Consider the following 17,461-nt stretch of genomic DNA (forward strand, 5'->3'; position numbering starts at 1 on the left):
TGGCAATACACCACAGGTGAGTAAAATTACCACAGTAGTTTTTATGTGTATTTTTTAATTTTTTCGGTAAGCGTTTTTCTGTCTATTTGTAGAATTTTTGCAGCCTTTGTTTTGTTATTGTTTGTTGCTTCTAAAACCTTTAAAATATGATTTTTCTCTATAATTTTTAAAGGTAATAATTCGGACTGCTCATTTTCAGGAAAATCAATATTGTATTTTAATTGTTCTGGCAAATCACCTATAGTAACCTGCTTGTCGCACATGATTACAGCACGTTGAATGGTGTTTTCTAGCTCTCTAATGTTACCTGGCCACTCATAACGTTCTAATGCATCTACAGCTTCTTGGGTAATACTGATAAGATTGTCTTTAAATTCTACTCCATATTTAAGTAAGAATTTTTTAGTCAATAGCAGAATATCTTCCTTACGATGCCTCAGTGGTGGTACTTCAAATTCTACTACCGTTAAACGATAATAAAGATCTTCTCTAAATCTACCGGATGCAATCAAATCTTTTAAATTTAGATTGGTAGCTGCAATAACACGCACATCAATAGGTTCTACTTTTTGAGAACCTACCCGAACCACTTCTTTTTCTTGTAAAACACGAAGTAAACGTAATTGCGTAGCCAGAGAAGCATTACCTATTTCGTCTAGAAAAATAGTTCCTTTATTAGCCGCTTGAAAGAATCCGTCTCGTTTTTCATCGGCTCCGGTAAAAGCCCCTTTCGCATAACCAAACAACTCCGATTCTAATAAATTTTCTGGAATAGCCCCACAATTCACCGCAATAAAAGGAGCTGTTCTGTATTTCCCCATATAGTGAATAGAACGCGCTACAAGTTCTTTTCCTGTACCGCTTTCTCCTGTTACAAAAACCGTTGCTTTATTATCTTTAACACGATTAATAACGTCTATTACCTTTTTAATTGCTTTAGACTGGCCAATAATTTCACCATAAGTAGCTTCTTCTACTTTTTTGGTGGCAAGCACCGGACTTTTCTTTGGCTTATTTACTAATGCATTTGAAACAGCATTTTTTAATTCTTCTTTAGTAAAAGGCTTTGTTACATATTCTATAGCCCCAGATTTCATTGCGCCTAAAGCTCCGTCAATTGAAGGATACCCCGTAACGACTAACTTTGGAATTTTTGGGAAATGGTCGGAAACATATTTAACCAATTCTAAACCATCTACACCAGGCATTTTTAAATCTGTAATAAGCAAATCTATAGTCTTATCTTGTAGAATAGCAATAGCTTCCTTTACAGAAACAGCCTTATAAGTATGATAGTTTAGTGCTTGTAAATGGCGTTGAATTAGTTCTAGAATATGAACATCATCATCTACAATTAATATATTTTCACGATTAAGTTCCATGCTTATTTTTTAGGAAATTTTATAGTAAAGGTAGTTCCTTTTGGAGTATTCGGACTGTGTTCAATGGTTCCTTTATGGCTTTTAACAATTCCGTGAACAACACTCAAACCTAAGCCAGAGCCCTCTCCTACTTGTTTGGTTGTAAAAAATGGGTTGAATATATTTTCGCTTTTTGAAACATCAATACCTTCTCCTTCATCACTAATTTCAATAATAATATTTTTAATATTCTGTCTTACATTCACCGTGATAGTACCATTTTCAGGTGAAAAATGAATGGCATTGATTATTAAATTGAAAATTACTTGGGTTAACTGAATACTATCTACACGATACGGAATATCTTCTTCTAAAATTTGAACCTTACAATCTATATGTTTTGAAATGAAATTTGGTTTTAAAAGACTAATCGCATCCTTAATGATTGGAACAATATTGGTTTGTTTCATTTGATGCGGCATTTCACAAGAAAAAAACATTAATTTCTTAACCACTTCTCGTGAGTAAATTGCGCTATTGGTTATTTTCTCTAAGTCACTAGTAGCATCTTTATTATCTGCAAATTGATCTTTCAGTAATTCAGAATAACCTAGAATATTTGCTAAAGGCGTATTAAGTTCATGGGCAATTCCTGCAGTAATCTCACCTAAAATAGATAGTCTATCTACACGCTCCATTTGCCGTTTTGCCATTAATTCCTTTTCGATAATTTGCTTGCGTTCAAACAAATTCCCTATTTCTGAAGCAACTTTTTGAATAAGTCGTTTCTCTTCATTTAAAAAATCATTAGAAGTATATTTATCTTCAGAATATCCAACTTTTATAGAGCCTATAGGAATATTGAAAGCCTTAATAGCCGATAAAAGAAACACCTTGTTTACAGGTTCTTCTCCTTCTCTAAAAATCTCTTTATTTAATAATATTTCTACCGAAGCATCTTCTGGGTACCTTACCGCCTTTTGCAAGCTATTTGCTATAACTTGTATGGTAGGACTTAGGTTTTCTAGATTACTATTTGCGATAAATGAACTTACAGCATAAAGGCACTTTAGTTCTTTAATACGTTCTTTTAGTTTTTCTTCAGCAGAAATTAATGCTTTCATTTTATAAGTTTACCTAACAAAAATACACATTTAAATTAGCTATATAAATATTAACAATGTATTATAGTTTTCTTATTATTTACTTTTAACATTTAAAGTACATTTGCAAAATGCAAAATCAGTCAGTAAAATTTGAATTTATTGCCTTAATGGCTTCCCTAATGTCTATTGTAGCATTGGCCATTGATGCAATTTTACCCGCAATAACTTCTATTGGTATAGCGATTAATAGTCATGATAGCACCAATAACCAATTGCTAGTTACTATGATTTTCTTAGGCTTAGGATTTGGTCAGTTACTTTTTGGCCCCTTATCGGATAGCTTTGGAAGAAAACCAATTGTATATATAGGAATTAGCATTTTTACCGTTGCTAGTATCATTTGCGTACTATCACCTAGTTTGGAGTGGATGGTTTTTGGTAGAGTACTACAAGGCATAGGATTGGCTGCACCTAGAACAATTGCTATTGCTATTATTAGAGATATGTATAAAGGAGATTATATGGCGAAAATCATGTCTTTTGTTACCACCTTCTTTATTCTGGTACCTGTTATTGCTCCGCTTATGGGGAAATTTATTTTGAACCACTATAATTGGAAAGGTATTTTTTATGTGCAACTACTTATATCTCTTATTGTAACCATATGGTTTTGGCGAAGACAGCCAGAAACACAAAAGCCTGAACACAAAATAAAGTTTAGTAGACATGTTTTTACAGATGGCTTAAAAGAATTATTGAAACATAAAGAAACCATTGGTTTTACAATTATTTCCGGATTTATATCTGGGGCTTTTATTGTGTATTTAAGTGCTTCACAAATCATATTTGAAAAACAGTACAATTTGGTTGAAGAATTTCCTTTTATTTTTGCTGGACTTGCAGCTGGTGTTGGACTTTCTACTTTCTTAAACGGAAGTTTTGTGATGCGATTAGGTATGTGGCGATTATCCTTTTTAGCAATCATTATATTCAGTTTAAATGCCTTTCTTTATGTGCTTTTATTTTGGAATAGTGCTAACCCTGTTTTGCCGGTTTTATTGTTTTTTATGGCTATTCAGTTTTTTACTATAGGCTTTATCTTCGGAAATATTAGAGCTATTGCCATGGAGCCTATTGGACATGTGGCGGGTATTGGAGCAGCAATCACAGGCTTTGTTTCTACAATCATGGCCGTTCCTATTGCTAATTTTATTGGAAGCTTTGTCAAAGAAACAGCACTTCCGTTATTTATTGGATTTACCATATTTGGTCTGCTATCCCTTTCTATCTTTATTTATTTGAAACGTAGCGTACAAGTTACCTCAGAGCAACTTGCTTAAACTTCTATAAAAAAATAAATACTGAGATATTTTAGAGAGGAAAAAACCTCAACAAATACCTCAGCATAAATTGTAATTTTTAGATAGTGAATTACCTTTTCTTTCCTTTAGGTTTTACTTCTTTAATTCTAACATAAATAAGCTTTGTTCTTCCTTTTGAACCTTCGCGTCTTTCTATTTCAAAGTTCGGAATAGATTTAATTAATGGTGTTAATTTTTGGTAACCATAGTTTCTAGAATCGAAATTAGGTTGTTTCTTTTGAAGCAATCCACCAACATCTCCTAAAAATGCCCATCCGTCATCATCTGCTACATCTTCAATGGTAGTAGCTATAAAACGAATTTCTTTCGGCGTAATCTTATCTACATTGTCTTTGCCTTTCTTAGAGGTATCCACCGATTCTGATTCGTTTTCGGAATCTTGTTGTTTTAATATTTCTATATAAATAAACTTATCGCAAGCAACAATAAATGGGTTTGGAGTTTTCTTTTCACCAATACCATACACTTTCATACCAGCTTCACGTAAACGGGTAGCTAAACGAGTAAAATCGCTATCACTAGAAACCAAACAGAAACCATCTACCTTCTCGGAATACAGAATATCCATTGCATCTATAATCATAGCAGAGTCAGTAGCATTTTTTCCTGTAGTATAACCATATTGCTGTATAGGAGTAATGGCATTTTCAAGAAGCATATTTTTCCATTTTGACAAATGTGGCTTGGTCCAATCTCCGTAAATTCTTTTAATAGTTGGGTTACCATATTTAGCAATTTCCTCCATCATTTCTTTCACATAAGCCGACGGAATATTATCTCCATCAATAAGTACTGCTAATTTTATATCCATAAATTTTAATCGTATTTTTTTATCGCTTAAATATAATTGCTTTAAATGGAAAAACCACTCTAAATAGAATGGTTTTTATATAATCTGTTGCTTTTTGGTGTATTTTCTATGCAATTGTCTTTTTTAATTTTATAAAGTTTACTTTATCTAAAACCACCATGATTAGATAAGTAAAATCAATTTCAAACCAACGCACTCCGAAATTTGCTCTTCCACTATGTGAGTGATGGTTATTATGATACCCCTCACCCATCATTAAAATATCAATTGGTAAAAGGTTTTTAGAAGTATCTTTAACTTCAAAATTTCTATATCCGTAAATATGTCCGAACCAGTTTATAATAACTCCGTGAATTGGAGCCATAAAAAAGGCTACCGGCAAAAATAGCCAATGCCACCAAGCAGTTGCAAAAAACACAAAAAACAGTGTATATAATGCTGCCCAAGCAAGTCTTGATACTCTAGAACTAGCAAACTTGTCGAAAGACTCCCATTGCGGAACATTTTTCGTGAATTTATCTGCTACTTCGATACGTTTTTGATTGATATCCTGATAAATGTTTTTGGTACGCCACATCATCGAAAATAGGTTAGCGTCATACTTTGGAGAATGTGGATCTTTTTCTGTATCTGCATAAGCATGATGCATTCTGTGCATCACTCCGTATCCATAAGCGCTTAAATAATTTGAACCTTGTGTAATCCAAGTTAAAACAAAACAAACACGCTCTGAAAACTTAGACATGGTAAAGGATTGGTGTGCTGCGTAACGATGCAAAAAGAAGGTTTGAAAGAATAAACCCGAATACCATAAAATAATGGTAAAAATAATAATACTCATAACTTTTAATTAAATGTAAAGGTAAGAATACCCTACTCCAATTAAAATGAACCTAAGTTAAGAAATTCGCTTTCTAATTCTACTTAAAGCCTGTGGTGTTACACCTATATAAGAGGCAATATATTTTAGAGGAATTTCTTTGATAAGATGTGGTCTTTCTGTGAATAGTTTTAGGTAACGTTCTTCTGCTGTTTCGTTTAAAAGAGATTGTTCTCTTTTTGATTTTATTAGGAATAACCTTTCGGAAGACAAACGGCCAATTACATTTCCAATAAAACTCTTGGCGTATACTTCCTGCAAGTCTTCATAAGAAATACTCCACATAGATAAATCGGTAAGTGCTTCAATTTGATATAAAGATGGTTTTCTAGTTAAAAACGAATCGTAAGCACTAATAAATTCTTTTTCGAAACAAAATCCGAAGATGATTTCTTTATCCTTTTCTTCCTTAGGAATTAGGAAACGTGCAACACCATATTCAATAAAAGAAATATAATTCTCTACTTCACCTAATGCTACTAGATTTTCTCTTTTCTGAAACTTTCTTCTAATTAATTTAGAAGAAAACAACTCCCAGTCTTCTTCACTAAGCGGGATGGTTTCTTCTATATATTCTCTAATGTTTATCATAGCTAAATATTCGACACAAATAACGTGTTTAAATCTATTTTAAGAAAAAAAACACCCAAATAAATGAGTGCTTTTTTTAAGTATTTCATGCTATGCATTATAAGGATTTATCCATGATATCTTGAACTACTTCCGGATTAAGAAGTGTACTTGTATCTCCTAAATTACTTGTATCTTTTTCGGCTATTTTACGTAAAATTCTACGCATAATTTTTCCGCTTCTAGTTTTTGGCAAGCCATTAGTAAATTGAATCTTATCTAACTTTGCTATTGGACCAATTCTATCGGCTATTAACTGATTGATTTCATTTCTAAGGTTATCGTGCATTCTGCTTTCACCTGCATCTTTTAAAGTAATATATCCATATAAGGCACTTCCTTTAATAGGATGTGGAAAACCAACAATTGCACTTTCTGCAACTGCCGGATGTTCGTTTACTGCATCTTCAATTGGAGCAGTTCCTAAATTATGTCCAGATACAATGATAACATCATCAACTCTTCCTGTTATTCTATAATAACCTACCTCATCTCTTAAGGCTCCATCTCCGGTAAAATACATGTTTTCATAAGTAGAAAAATAGGTATCTTTATATCGCTGATGATTTCCCCAAATAGTTCTTGCTATACTTGGCCATGGGAATTTTATACACATACGTCCTTCAACTTGTCTTCCTTTTAACTCTTCACCTTTTTCATTCATAATACAAGGTTGAATTCCTATAAAAGGTAAGGTTGCATAGGTTGGTTTGGTTGGTGTTACATACGGAATTGGTGTGATCATGATTCCTCCTGTTTCTGTCTGCCACCAAGAATCTATAATCGGACTCTTATTCTTTCCTACATTATCATTATACCAATGCCAAGCTTCTTCATTTATTGGCTCTCCTACACTTCCTAAAACCTTAAGAGAAGATAGATCGTATTTTTCTACTAACTCTACTCCTTGTTTCGCTAATGCACGAATAGCTGTTGGTGCTGTATAAAATTGATTAACCTTATGCTTATCTACTATATCCCAAAAACGACCAAAGTCTGGATAACTAGGAACACCTTCATATAATACTGTAGTAGCTCCATTTGCCAAAGGACCATAGACAATATAACTATGCCCTGTAATCCAGCCGATATCTGCGGTACACCAATAGACATCGTTTTCTCTATATTGAAAAGCATTTTTGAAGGTATAAGCCGTATAAACCATATATCCAGCAATGGTATGCACCATCCCTTTTGGCTTTCCGGTAGAACCGGAAGTATATAGAATAAATAAAGGGTCTTCTGCATCCATCACTTCTGCAGCACATTCATTTGAAGCGGCATCTAATAAAGGCTGAAGCCATTTATCTCGGCCTTCTTTCATTGTTATATCGGAGTTAATTCGCTTTGCTACTAAAACTGTATTTATTCCCGGGCAAGACTCTAAGGCTTCGTCTACAATTCCTTTTAAATCGATAGTCTTTGCTCCACGATAAGAACCATCTGCAGTGATAAGCATTTTACAATCACTATCATTTATTCTTGTAGCTAATGCTTTAGAAGAAAACCCTGCAAAAACTACAGAGTGAATAGCCCCTATTCTAGCACATGCTAAAATGGAAATAGCTAATTCCGGAATCATAGGTACATAAATACATACACGATCTCCTTTTTTAATTCCGTGGTCTTTTAAAACATTTGCAAATTGGTTAACTCGATGATATAGTTGTTTATAAGTAATATGTTCCGCTCCTTCTTCCGGATTATTGGGTTCAAAAAGAATAGCTGTTTTATCCCCTCTTGTTGCTAGATGTCTATCTATACAGTTTTCGGTGATATTTAACTTTGCTCCTTCAAACCATTTAATTTCTGGTTTAGAAAAATCCCATTCTAAAACTTTATCCCATTTTTTTCTCCATAGAAAATGTTCTTCTGCTATTTCTTCCCAAAAAGCTTCAGGCTCTCTAACCGATTTTCTATAAACTTGATAATATTCTTCTAAGTGTTTTATATGGTAATTACTCATTTTTTTTGGTTTTCAGGGTTGGTTTTTAGTATTCAGTATTTAATCTGAAAAATAATTTTATATAAATTTAAAAAATATCTATTAAAGGAAAAAAGTAATTAAGTGCTACTTACTTTCTAATTTTAGAATCTTTTAATCTTCTAAAATAGGCTTTTGCTTCTACTAGTACTTTTGGAGCTAATATTAAAGTTGCAGTCATTGTAGGAATTGCCATTAAAGCGAAAACGCCATCAATTAAATTAATCATTAAGGCTAAAGAAGTTGTTGCTCCTAAAATGATACTTAGAATATAGAAATAGTTATAATAGTGTTTGTTTTTATCTCCCACTAAAAAGGACAAACACTTACCTCCGTAATAAGCATAAGAAAATAAAGAAGAAACACTAAACACAACAATACATAGTAGTAATAAGTATCTACCAAACTCCGGCATTGCTGCACCAAAGGCATTAGCGGTTAAACTCACCCCATTTGCTTCGGTGGTTTGCCAAACTCCTGTTACTAAAATCGCTAGTGCTGTTAGTGTACAAACTACCAAAGTATCTATTGCAGGTCCTAACATAGCAACTAAACCTTCACGAATAGGCTCATTGGTTTTTGCTGCTCCGTGTGCTAATGGAGCGGTACCAATACCTGCTTCGTTTGAAAAAGCCCCACGACGAATTCCAAGAATAATTAACCCTCCTAATACTCCCCCTAAAAAGGAATCTCCTGTATAGTTTTCTGCAGCAAAAGCATCAGTAAAAATCAATTTGAAATACGTTGGTACCACTTCCGCGTTAACAAATAATATAAAAAGGACCAAACCGAAATACAGTAATACCATGCTTGGTACTAACTTAGAAGCAACTTTACTTATTCGGTTTAAACCACCTAAAATAACAATGGAAGTTATACTTACTAAAATAATACCTATAATAAGATTGGAAGTAAAGTTTACTAATACGCCGTTAGGTTTTAAAACAATATCATTAATAGCTTGTGTTAATTGATTTACATTAAAAACAGGCAAAGCACCTATTAATCCACAAAGACTAAAGAAAATAGCTAGTGGTTTCCATTTCTTACCAAGACCTTCCATAATAAAATACATAGGTCCGCCCTGCGTGTTTCCTGCGCTATCTTTTCCTCTATACATAATTGCTAAACTAGAGGTAAAGAATTTTGTAGACATACCTATAATGGCACTCACCCACATCCAAAAAACTGCTCCTGGTCCGCCAATAGAAATTGCAACCGCAACTCCTGCGATATTTCCCATTCCTATGGTAGAAGACAAAGCAGTTGTTAAGGCTTGAAAATGGGAAATTTCTCCCTCGTCTTCTTTATTGTCGTACTTCCCACGAAGCACTTGTAATGCATGTCCTAAATATCTAAAAGGTAAAAATCTGGAATATACTAGGAGAAAGAAACCTCCGCCAATAAGTAAAATTAGTAATGGTAAGCCCCAAACTAAGGAAGCAAAATCTTCAACTAAAGCATTTATTTTATCGTACATGCAATTCTGTATTTAGATTTTAAATATACTTATTATCTAAATAGTCTGCCGTAGATATTATAAAAAAAAAAGACCTTACTTGTTGGAGTAAGGTCTTTTTGTTGGTTTTAGCTTAAGTAGCCTAAAACATTTTTTTCAATTCTATCTTGAATATTGCTGACATCTGCTTTCACAAACTTCTCACCCATGATTTTCTCATAAAGCTCGATATATCTTTCGGAAACAGATTCTATATAAGCATCACTCATTTCAGGAACGGTTTGTCCTTCTAAACCTTGGAAGTTATTAGAAATTAACCACTGTCTTACAAACTCTTTTGAAAGTTGTTTTTGAGCTTCTCCTTTATCTTGACGTTCTTGGTAACCCTCTGCATAAAAATAACGAGAAGAATCTGGTGTATGAATTTCATCTATTAAAACGATTTTTCCGTCTTTTGTTTTTCCGAATTCATATTTAGTATCTACAAGAATTAATCCTCTTGAAGCTGCAATTTCTGAACCTCTTTGAAAAAGCTTTCTGGTATAATCTTCTAATACGATATAATCTTCTTCAGAAACAATTCCTTTTTTAAGAATATCTTCTCTTGAGATATCTTCATCATGATCTCCCATTTCTGCTTTGGTAGCTGGAGTGATTATTGGCTCTGAAAACTTATCATTTTCTTTCATTCCTTCTGGCATAGCAATACCACAAAGCAAACGTTTTCCTGCTTTATATTCTCTAGCTGCATGACCAGACATATAACCACGAATTACCATTTCTACTTTAAATGGCTCACATAAGTACCCTACTGCCACATTAGGATCTGGAGTAGCAGTTAACCAGTTTGGCACTAAATCTTCGGTTGCTTTCATCATACTTGTAGCAATCTGATTAAGGATTTGTCCTTTAAAAGGAATTCCTTTTGGCATAACCACATCAAATGCTGAAAGTCTATCGGTTGCAATCATTACTAATTGCTCGTCGTTTATATTATAAACTTCTCTAACCTTTCCTTTATATACATTTTTTTGTTTTGGAAAGTTAAAATTGGTGTCTGTAATGGTGTTGTTTTTGGTCACGGATTTAGTGATTTTATAATTTATGTTATACGAGTCTGATTATTACTTCTGTGTTAATCGTTGTTTTCAATGCTTTTATAAGCTTCAATAACCTTTTTAACTAATTTATGACGAATCACATCCTTATCATCTAAAAATATGACGCCAATTCCTTCTACATTTTTTAATATAAGTAAAGCTTCTTTTAGTCCAGAAATAGTTCTTCTTGGTAAATCTATTTGTCCAGGATCACCAGTTAAAAGGAACTTCGCATTTTTACCCATTCTTGTTAAAAACATTTTCATTTGTGCATGAGTAGTATTCTGTCCTTCGTCTAAAATAACAAAAGCATTATCTAAAGTTCTTCCACGCATAAAAGCTAATGGTGCAATTTGAATGGTTCCGTTTTCAATATACTGACTAAGCTTTTCTGCAGGTATCATATCACGCAAAGCATCATACAACGGCTGCATATAAGGATCTAACTTTTCTTTTAAATCTCCTGGTAGGAAACCTAAGTTCTCCCCTGCTTCTACAGCAGGACGGGTTAAAATAATTCGCTTAACTTCTTTATTCTTTAATGCTCTAACGGCCAATGCTACTCCGGTATAGGTTTTTCCTGTTCCTGCCGGACCTATAGCAAAAACCATATCGTTTTTACGCATAAGCTCCACCATTTTACGTTGGTTTGCTGTTTGCGCTTTTATTAGTTTACCGTTTACACCGTGAACAATTACTTGAGAGCTTTCCTTACTTGTTAGGTAATCTTCTTTACTTACGCTAGTTAAAACACGTTCAATTATATTTTCATCTAACTTATTATACTTGCCAAACTGCTCCATAAGCATGTTAAGCCTTTTATCAAATTCTTCTAGTATTTCGTCATCTCCGTAGGCCTTTATTTTATTGCCTCTTGCAACGATTTTTAGTTTCGGAAAATACTTACTAATAAGTTCTATATTGGCGTTTTGTGCTCCAAAAAATTCTTTAGGAGAAACATCTTCCAATTCAAGTGTTAATTCATTCAAAAGCGGTTCGATTTAATTATAGTAATCTGTTTCATTTTTATTAGATTTGTTTTCCAATAAAAAGTCTAAACAAAATTACACAATTTTAAGATGTAATTTGGTAAAAAACTATCAACAATAATTTATGGCTATAATCACTTTAACGACAGACTTTGGCGAAAAGGATCACTTTGTTGGCGCTATAAAGGGCGCTTTTTATACAGAACTACCTGAAGTTAGGATTGTTGATATCTCTCATTCTGTTTCTCCTTTTAATATTCCAGAGGCGGCATATATTATTCAAAATGCCTATAGCAATTTTCCAAAAGGCACTATTCACCTTATTGGAATTGATTCGGAATTGAATCCAGAAAACAAACATATTGCCATGAAATTAGACGGGCATTATTTTGTTTGTGCTAACAACGGAATCCTTAGTATGATTTGTGCAGAGATTTCTCCTGAAAAAATTGTAGAAATAAATATACACGATAAAATAGTTACCAGTTTCACAGTACTAGATGTGTTTGTAAAAGTTGCAGCCCACCTAGCGCGTGGAGGAACTTTAGAGGTAATTGGTAAAACTATTGATGGAATTAAGCCAATATCCAATCTGCATCCGTTTATAAATGAAGAACAGACGCAAATTATTGGAAGTATTATTTATATAGATAACTACGGAAACATTATTACAAATATTAAAAAGTCTTTCTTTGAAAAAACGCAGAGAGGAAGAAAGTTTGAAATATTTGCAAGAAACTCCAAGTTTAAGACCATTTACAAAAAATATAGTGATATTGTAGATTTTAGTAAACCTAAAGAAGAAAGACAAGACGAAGGTCGTGCATTAGTAGTGTTTAATTCTGCCAATTACCTAGAAATTGCTATTTATAAAAGTAATACTGGTACGGTAGGTAGTGCATCCACTCTATTAGGCTTACAACTTATGGATACGGTAACCGTGAATTTTGAAAATTAGCCAATAATCTAAAAACCCTTTATTAAAACATCATGTTTGTACGAATTGTAAAATTGAGTTTTGAACCTTCTAAAATTGAAACATTTTTAGAGAACTTTCACGAAAACAAAGAACATATACGAAACTTTGAAGGCTGTCGTTTTTTAGAATTATACCAAGATAAAAACCAAGACAATATATTTTTTACGTATAGCTATTGGGAAAAAGAATCGGATTTAGAAAATTATAGACATTCGGAATTATTTAAAAAAGTATGGGCCAACACAAAACCTTTATTCAATGGGAAACCAGAAGCATGGAGTGTTGATAAATTAGAGAGTTTACAGTAGAGCTGTTTCAGAAAAATAAAAACATTTAAAACAAAATATAAATGCTAGCCATTTTAAAAAAGGAAATAAATTCATTCTTCGCTTCACCAATAGGTTATTTGGTTATTGCTGTTTTTTTAGTTTTAAACGGGTTGTTCCTATGGCTATTTAAAGGCGAATTTAATATTCTAGATAATGGTTTTGCTGACTTGTCATCCTTCTTTTTATTAGCACCTTGGATTCTTATTTTTCTTATTCCTGCCGTAACAATGCGCAGCTTTAGTGATGAGAAAAAACAAGGAACACTCGAGCTTTTAGTTACTAAACCAATAAGTCATTTAAAAATTGTACTTGGTAAATATTTTGGGGCATTTATCCTAATCTTATTAGCCCTTTTACCTACCCTACTTTATGTTTATACAGTTCACCAGCTTGGTAATCCTCTAGGAAACTTAGATGTTGGTAGCACCCTAGGTTCTTACTTTGGGTTATTGTTTTTAGTTGCTGCTTATACGGCAATTGGTTTGTTTGCTTCAAGTATAACAGATAATCAAATTGTTGCATTTATAACAGCAGTATTGCTATGTTTTATTTTCTATATAGGCTTTCAAGGAGTAGCAGAATTAATGTCTACTAGCTTTATAGAGCAACTAGGAATGAGCGCTCATTACAATAGTATGAGTCGTGGTGTAATAGATACAAGAGATATATTTTACTTCTTAAGTCTTACGGTGTTCTTTCTATATATTACAACACAAAACATTCAGGTTAAAATACTTCAAAAAAGAGATTATCTAAACTTCTTATTACTTCCTTTAGGTCTTTTAGTCTTAAATATATTCGGAGCTAAACATATTTATGAGCGTTTTGACTTAACCGAAGACAAGCGTTATACCATTAATGAAGCTGCTCTTCAAATTATAGACAAAGTAGATTCTCCTATTATTATTGATGTCTTTTTAGAAGGAGAAGGATTTCCTACGGAATTTAGACGACTACAATCGGAAACCAAACAACTTTTAGAAGAGTTTCAAGCACAAAATAGAAACATACAATTCAATTTTATAAACCCTATTGAAGACGAAGCTACTCGCGATCGTAATATGCAGCAATTAAACGACAGAGGTTTAATTCCTATGCAATTAACGGTTCAAGAAAGTGGTAAATCTAGTCAAGAGGTTATATTTCCTTGGGCATTAGCTAGCCATAATGATGTAACGGTAAAAATTCCTTTGGTTAAAAATAAAATTGGCGCTACACAACAAGAATTAGTCACCAATTCTGTACAACATTTAGAATATGCTTTTGCTGATGGCTTCAGTAAACTTATAAATCCTAAACGCAGAAAAGTTGCTATTCTTCGTGGAAACAATCAACTAGAAGACAGATATATTTTCGACTTTGTAAAAACTATTGGCGATTATTATTTTATTGCCCCATTCACCTTAGATAGTGTTGCTAGCAATGCACAAAAAACTAGTAAAGCTTTAAATGAATTTGATTTAATCATTTCAGCAAAACCAACAGAAGCATTTTCTGAAAACGAAAAATATGTTTTAGATCAGTATACCATGAATGGCGGAAAAAGTCTTTGGTTGCTAGATAATGTTGCTATTGAAAAAGATAGTTTATACAACCCTTCCGGTAAAAGCGTTGCAATCCCGAGAGATTTAAACCTTACGGACTTCTTTTTCCAGTACGGTGCACGTATCAATCCGGTTTTGGTTAACGACCTCTACTCTGCTCCTATCACTTTGGCTTCTGGTGATGGTAGTCAGGCACAATTTCAACATTTACCTTGGTATTATTCTCCTTTGGTAAACTCTGAAAACAAACACGCAATTACAAACAATCTTAACCTAGTTAAGTTTGATTTTTCGAATCAAATTGACACCCTAAAAAACAAGGTAGATAAAACGATTCTACTACAAAGTTCTGTGCTTACAAAATTAGACGGAACTCCGAGAGAAGTAAGCTTAGAGATGACGCAACAAGAGCCAAATCCACAAGCATACAACAAAGGTAAGCAAACACTTGCCGTTTTATTAGAAGGAAAGTTTAAATCGGTTTACGAAAAGCGAATCAAACCTTTTTCTCTTGAAAACGACAAGGAACTGAGCGAGCCTACCAAGATGATTATAATTGCAGATGGAGATATTATTAAAAATGATGTTGGTAGAAATGGCCCACAAGAGCTCGGATTTGATAAATGGACCGGACAGACCTATGGCAACAAAGAATTCCTTTTAAATGCTGTAAACTACCTTTTAGACGATGATGGACTTATAAACATTCGAACAAAAGAAATTGCAGTTGCATTTTTAGATCATAAAAAAGTTGCAGAAGAAAAAACCAAGTGGCAAATTGTAAACATTCTCTTACCACTAGTTTTATTAGGGCTTTTCGGGTTTTTATTTAATTTCATCCGAAAGAAAAAGTATGCAAGATAAGCAAAGAAACAAGCTGAAATTTAGTAATTTTCACACAGGAAGTTGTTAATAAGTTTGTTTCCATTTTAAACTGTTAAACAATATATTTGTATCTATTCAATATTGAAACGAATTAACGTATTAAATAAATGAAATTCATAGTATCAAGTACCTATTTACTGAAACAATTACAAGTTCTTGGAGGTGTAATCAATAACTCTAATACTTTACCTATTTTAGATAATTTCTTATTTGAGTTAAAACAAAATCAACTTATAGTTTCAGCTAGTGATCTAGAAACAACTATGTCTGCAAAATTAGATGTAGAAAGTGACAACGAAGGAAGCATTGCGGTTCCTGCTCGTTTACTTTTAGACACTTTAAAGACTTTTCCTGAGCAACCTTTAACTTTTGTTGTTGAAGATAATAACACGATAGAAATTAGCTCTAACCACGGTAAATACGCCTTAGCGTATGCAGATGGAGCAGAGTTTCCAAAAGCAGTGGAGTTAGACGATCCAAGTGCAACTACTATCTCAGGTGAAATCTTAGCAACAGCTATTAGCAAAACAATCTTTGCAGCTGGTAACGATGATTTACGTCCGGTAATGAGTGGTGTATTCTTTCAGTTCTCTACAGAAGGTTTAACTTTTGTAGCTACAGATGCACACAAACTAGTAAAATACACTCGCGAAGATGTACAAGCTAGTCAAGTTTCAGAATTCATTATGCCTAAGAAACCTTTAAATCTTTTAAAAGGAATTTTAGCAACTAGTGATGATGATGTGAAAATTGAATACAATGAATCTAATGCAAAATTCACTTTTGAAAATGCTGAATTAGTATGTAGATTGATTGATGGAAAATATCCTAACTACGAGGCAGTAATTCCTAAGGAGAATCCTAATAAACTTACAATAGACAGAACGCAGTTTTTAAACTCTGTTCGCCGTGTTAGTATTTTCTCTAACAAAACAACACACCAAATTCGTTTAAAAATTGCTGGTGCAGAATTAAATATTTCTGCTGAAGATATTGATTACTCAAACAAAGCAGAAGAGCGTTTAACTTGTGATTACCAAGGAGACGATATGCAAATAGGTTTTAACTCTCGTTTCTTAACAGAAATGTTAAACAACCTTACATCTGATGAAGTTCAATTAGAAATGAGTTTACCTAACAGAGCTGGTATCTTAACTCCTATTGATGGATTAGATGCTGGAGAACAAGTTACCATGCTTGTAATGCCTGTGATGTTGAATAGCTAATTCTTATACATAAATTAAACTCAGTTAGCTGAGAAAATTATATAAAAAACACTCATCAAATGATGAGTGTTTTTTTGTTTTATTTCCTATCAAATGTTTTTTAAGTATCTTTAAGATAACTAACTAAAAACCAAGAGATAATGAACAAGTCAATTAAAACAGTTTTATTAGTAGTCGGCGTAGCATTATTAGGCTATGGTATCTACACAATGATTGCTCCAGAAGCTTCTATAAGTATTGGTGAGTTTGGAATTGAAGCTCAAGACAACACTAATGCATATATTACTATTGCACTCGGTATCGTGGCATTAATAGCTAGTGTTTTTGTAGGTAAAAAAGCATAAACAGAAATACCACTACAACTTATTGCATAAGCTTGTATAAAATATAAAAGGCTCACCATTAAGTGAGCCTTTTTTATTTGCTTTTATCATTGTATTAACTAATAAAATTAATAGAAAGTGGATAGTTTATTTGTTTGCCATTACTTGCGTTAATAGCATTAATAATTGGCATAACTAAAGCTAATATAGCTACTAAGCCAAGAAGTATAAAGCCTAAACCAAATAGAAGTATCAAAGGAATACTTATTATAGAGTACAAAATGATACTAATTTGGAAATTTAAAATTGCTTTTCCTTGCTCATCCATCTGCTCTACTGTATCCTTTTGTGTAATCCAAATAATTAATGGCACAATAAGTCCACCAAAACCAGTAAGATGGGTTAACAATTGTGATAAATGCGTAATAACTAGCAGTTGATTGTCTGTTCGTTTCATTGTTTGATAATTTGAT

General features: G+C 33.0%; 16 protein-coding genes. 6 read left to right on the top strand and 10 right to left on the bottom strand.

Annotated features, from left to right (window positions below; all coding sequences use genetic code 11):
* Nucleotides 1-41 precede the first annotated feature (41 nt).
* Nucleotides 42-1,382 carry a sigma-54-dependent transcriptional regulator gene (locus DU428_RS06795; RefSeq protein WP_113966074.1) on the bottom strand — a complete coding sequence of 447 codons (1,341 nt, stop codon included), beginning with the start codon at nt 1,380-1,382 and terminating at the stop codon, nt 42-44.
* Between the two features lie 2 nt (nt 1,383-1,384).
* A complete protein-coding gene (locus tag DU428_RS06800) occupies nt 1,385-2,485 on the bottom strand; it encodes a sensor histidine kinase (protein WP_072349286.1) in 1,101 nt (366 codons plus the stop codon).
* A gap of 110 nt (nt 2,486-2,595) precedes the next feature.
* Here DU428_RS06800 and DU428_RS06805 point away from each other — a divergent pair, with 110 nt between their 5' ends.
* On the top strand, nt 2,596-3,807 hold the full coding sequence (locus DU428_RS06805) for a multidrug effflux MFS transporter (protein WP_113966073.1): 1,212 nt from the start codon (nt 2,596-2,598) through the stop codon (nt 3,805-3,807).
* Between the two features lie 91 nt (nt 3,808-3,898).
* Here the strand turns inward: DU428_RS06805 and DU428_RS06810 are convergent, their stop codons facing one another.
* The 7 genes from DU428_RS06810 to DU428_RS06840 form a co-directional block, all read right to left on the bottom strand.
* Nucleotides 3,899-4,660, bottom strand: coding sequence for an NYN domain-containing protein (locus DU428_RS06810; protein ID WP_072349290.1), 762 nt, complete (start codon nt 4,658-4,660; stop codon nt 3,899-3,901).
* A 106-nt stretch (nt 4,661-4,766) separates the two neighbouring features.
* Entirely contained in the window at nt 4,767-5,501 is a 735-nt protein-coding gene (locus tag DU428_RS06815) for an acyl-CoA desaturase (protein WP_113966072.1), read from the bottom strand.
* 57 nt (nt 5,502-5,558) lie between these two features.
* Nucleotides 5,559-6,131, bottom strand: coding sequence for a Crp/Fnr family transcriptional regulator (locus DU428_RS06820; RefSeq protein ID WP_072349294.1), 573 nt, complete (start codon nt 6,129-6,131; stop codon nt 5,559-5,561).
* A 97-nt stretch (nt 6,132-6,228) separates the two neighbouring features.
* A complete protein-coding gene (acs, locus tag DU428_RS06825; protein WP_072349296.1) occupies nt 6,229-8,136 on the bottom strand; it encodes an acetate--CoA ligase in 1,908 nt (635 codons plus the stop codon).
* A 109-nt stretch (nt 8,137-8,245) separates the two neighbouring features.
* Nucleotides 8,246-9,634, bottom strand: coding sequence for an alanine/glycine:cation symporter family protein (locus DU428_RS06830; RefSeq protein WP_113966071.1), 1,389 nt, complete (start codon nt 9,632-9,634; stop codon nt 8,246-8,248).
* A gap of 107 nt (nt 9,635-9,741) precedes the next feature.
* Nucleotides 9,742-10,695, bottom strand: coding sequence for a phosphoribosylaminoimidazolesuccinocarboxamide synthase (locus tag DU428_RS06835; RefSeq protein WP_072349300.1), 954 nt, complete (start codon nt 10,693-10,695; stop codon nt 9,742-9,744).
* A 53-nt stretch (nt 10,696-10,748) separates the two neighbouring features.
* Complete coding sequence (locus DU428_RS06840; RefSeq protein WP_072349302.1) at nt 10,749-11,702, bottom strand: PhoH family protein; 954 nt, start codon at nt 11,700-11,702, stop codon at nt 10,749-10,751.
* A 124-nt stretch (nt 11,703-11,826) separates the two neighbouring features.
* Here DU428_RS06840 and DU428_RS06845 point away from each other — a divergent pair, with 124 nt between their 5' ends.
* The 5 genes from DU428_RS06845 (at nt 11,827) to DU428_RS06865 (ending at nt 17,009) form a co-directional block, all read left to right on the top strand.
* Complete coding sequence (locus tag DU428_RS06845) at nt 11,827-12,660, top strand: SAM hydrolase/SAM-dependent halogenase family protein (RefSeq protein WP_072349304.1); 834 nt, start codon at nt 11,827-11,829, stop codon at nt 12,658-12,660.
* A 32-nt stretch (nt 12,661-12,692) separates the two neighbouring features.
* Entirely contained in the window at nt 12,693-12,989 is a 297-nt protein-coding gene (locus tag DU428_RS06850; protein WP_072349306.1) for a putative quinol monooxygenase, read from the top strand.
* Between the two features lie 41 nt (nt 12,990-13,030).
* Nucleotides 13,031-15,418 carry a gliding motility-associated ABC transporter substrate-binding protein GldG gene (gene gldG, locus DU428_RS06855; protein ID WP_113966070.1) on the top strand — a complete coding sequence of 796 codons (2,388 nt, stop codon included), beginning with the start codon at nt 13,031-13,033 and terminating at the stop codon, nt 15,416-15,418.
* A 128-nt stretch (nt 15,419-15,546) separates the two neighbouring features.
* The gene (dnaN, locus tag DU428_RS06860; protein WP_113966069.1) at nt 15,547-16,665 is read left to right on the top strand and encodes a DNA polymerase III subunit beta; all 1,119 of its coding nucleotides are present in this window, start codon (nt 15,547-15,549) and stop codon (nt 16,663-16,665) included.
* Nucleotides 16,666-16,805: 140 nt separating this feature from the next.
* Complete coding sequence (locus DU428_RS06865) at nt 16,806-17,009, top strand: hypothetical protein (RefSeq protein ID WP_113966068.1); 204 nt, start codon at nt 16,806-16,808, stop codon at nt 17,007-17,009.
* A 94-nt stretch (nt 17,010-17,103) separates the two neighbouring features.
* On the opposite strand, the gene DU428_RS06870 is transcribed toward DU428_RS06865, so the two are convergent.
* Entirely contained in the window at nt 17,104-17,445 is a 342-nt protein-coding gene (locus DU428_RS06870; RefSeq protein WP_113966067.1) for a DUF4870 domain-containing protein, read from the bottom strand.
* Between the last annotated feature and the right edge of the window lie 16 nt (nt 17,446-17,461).

This window comes from Oceanihabitans sediminis, from assembly GCF_003337215.1.
In the GTDB taxonomy this organism is placed as follows: Bacteria; Bacteroidota; Bacteroidia; order Flavobacteriales; family Flavobacteriaceae; genus Oceanihabitans; species Oceanihabitans sediminis.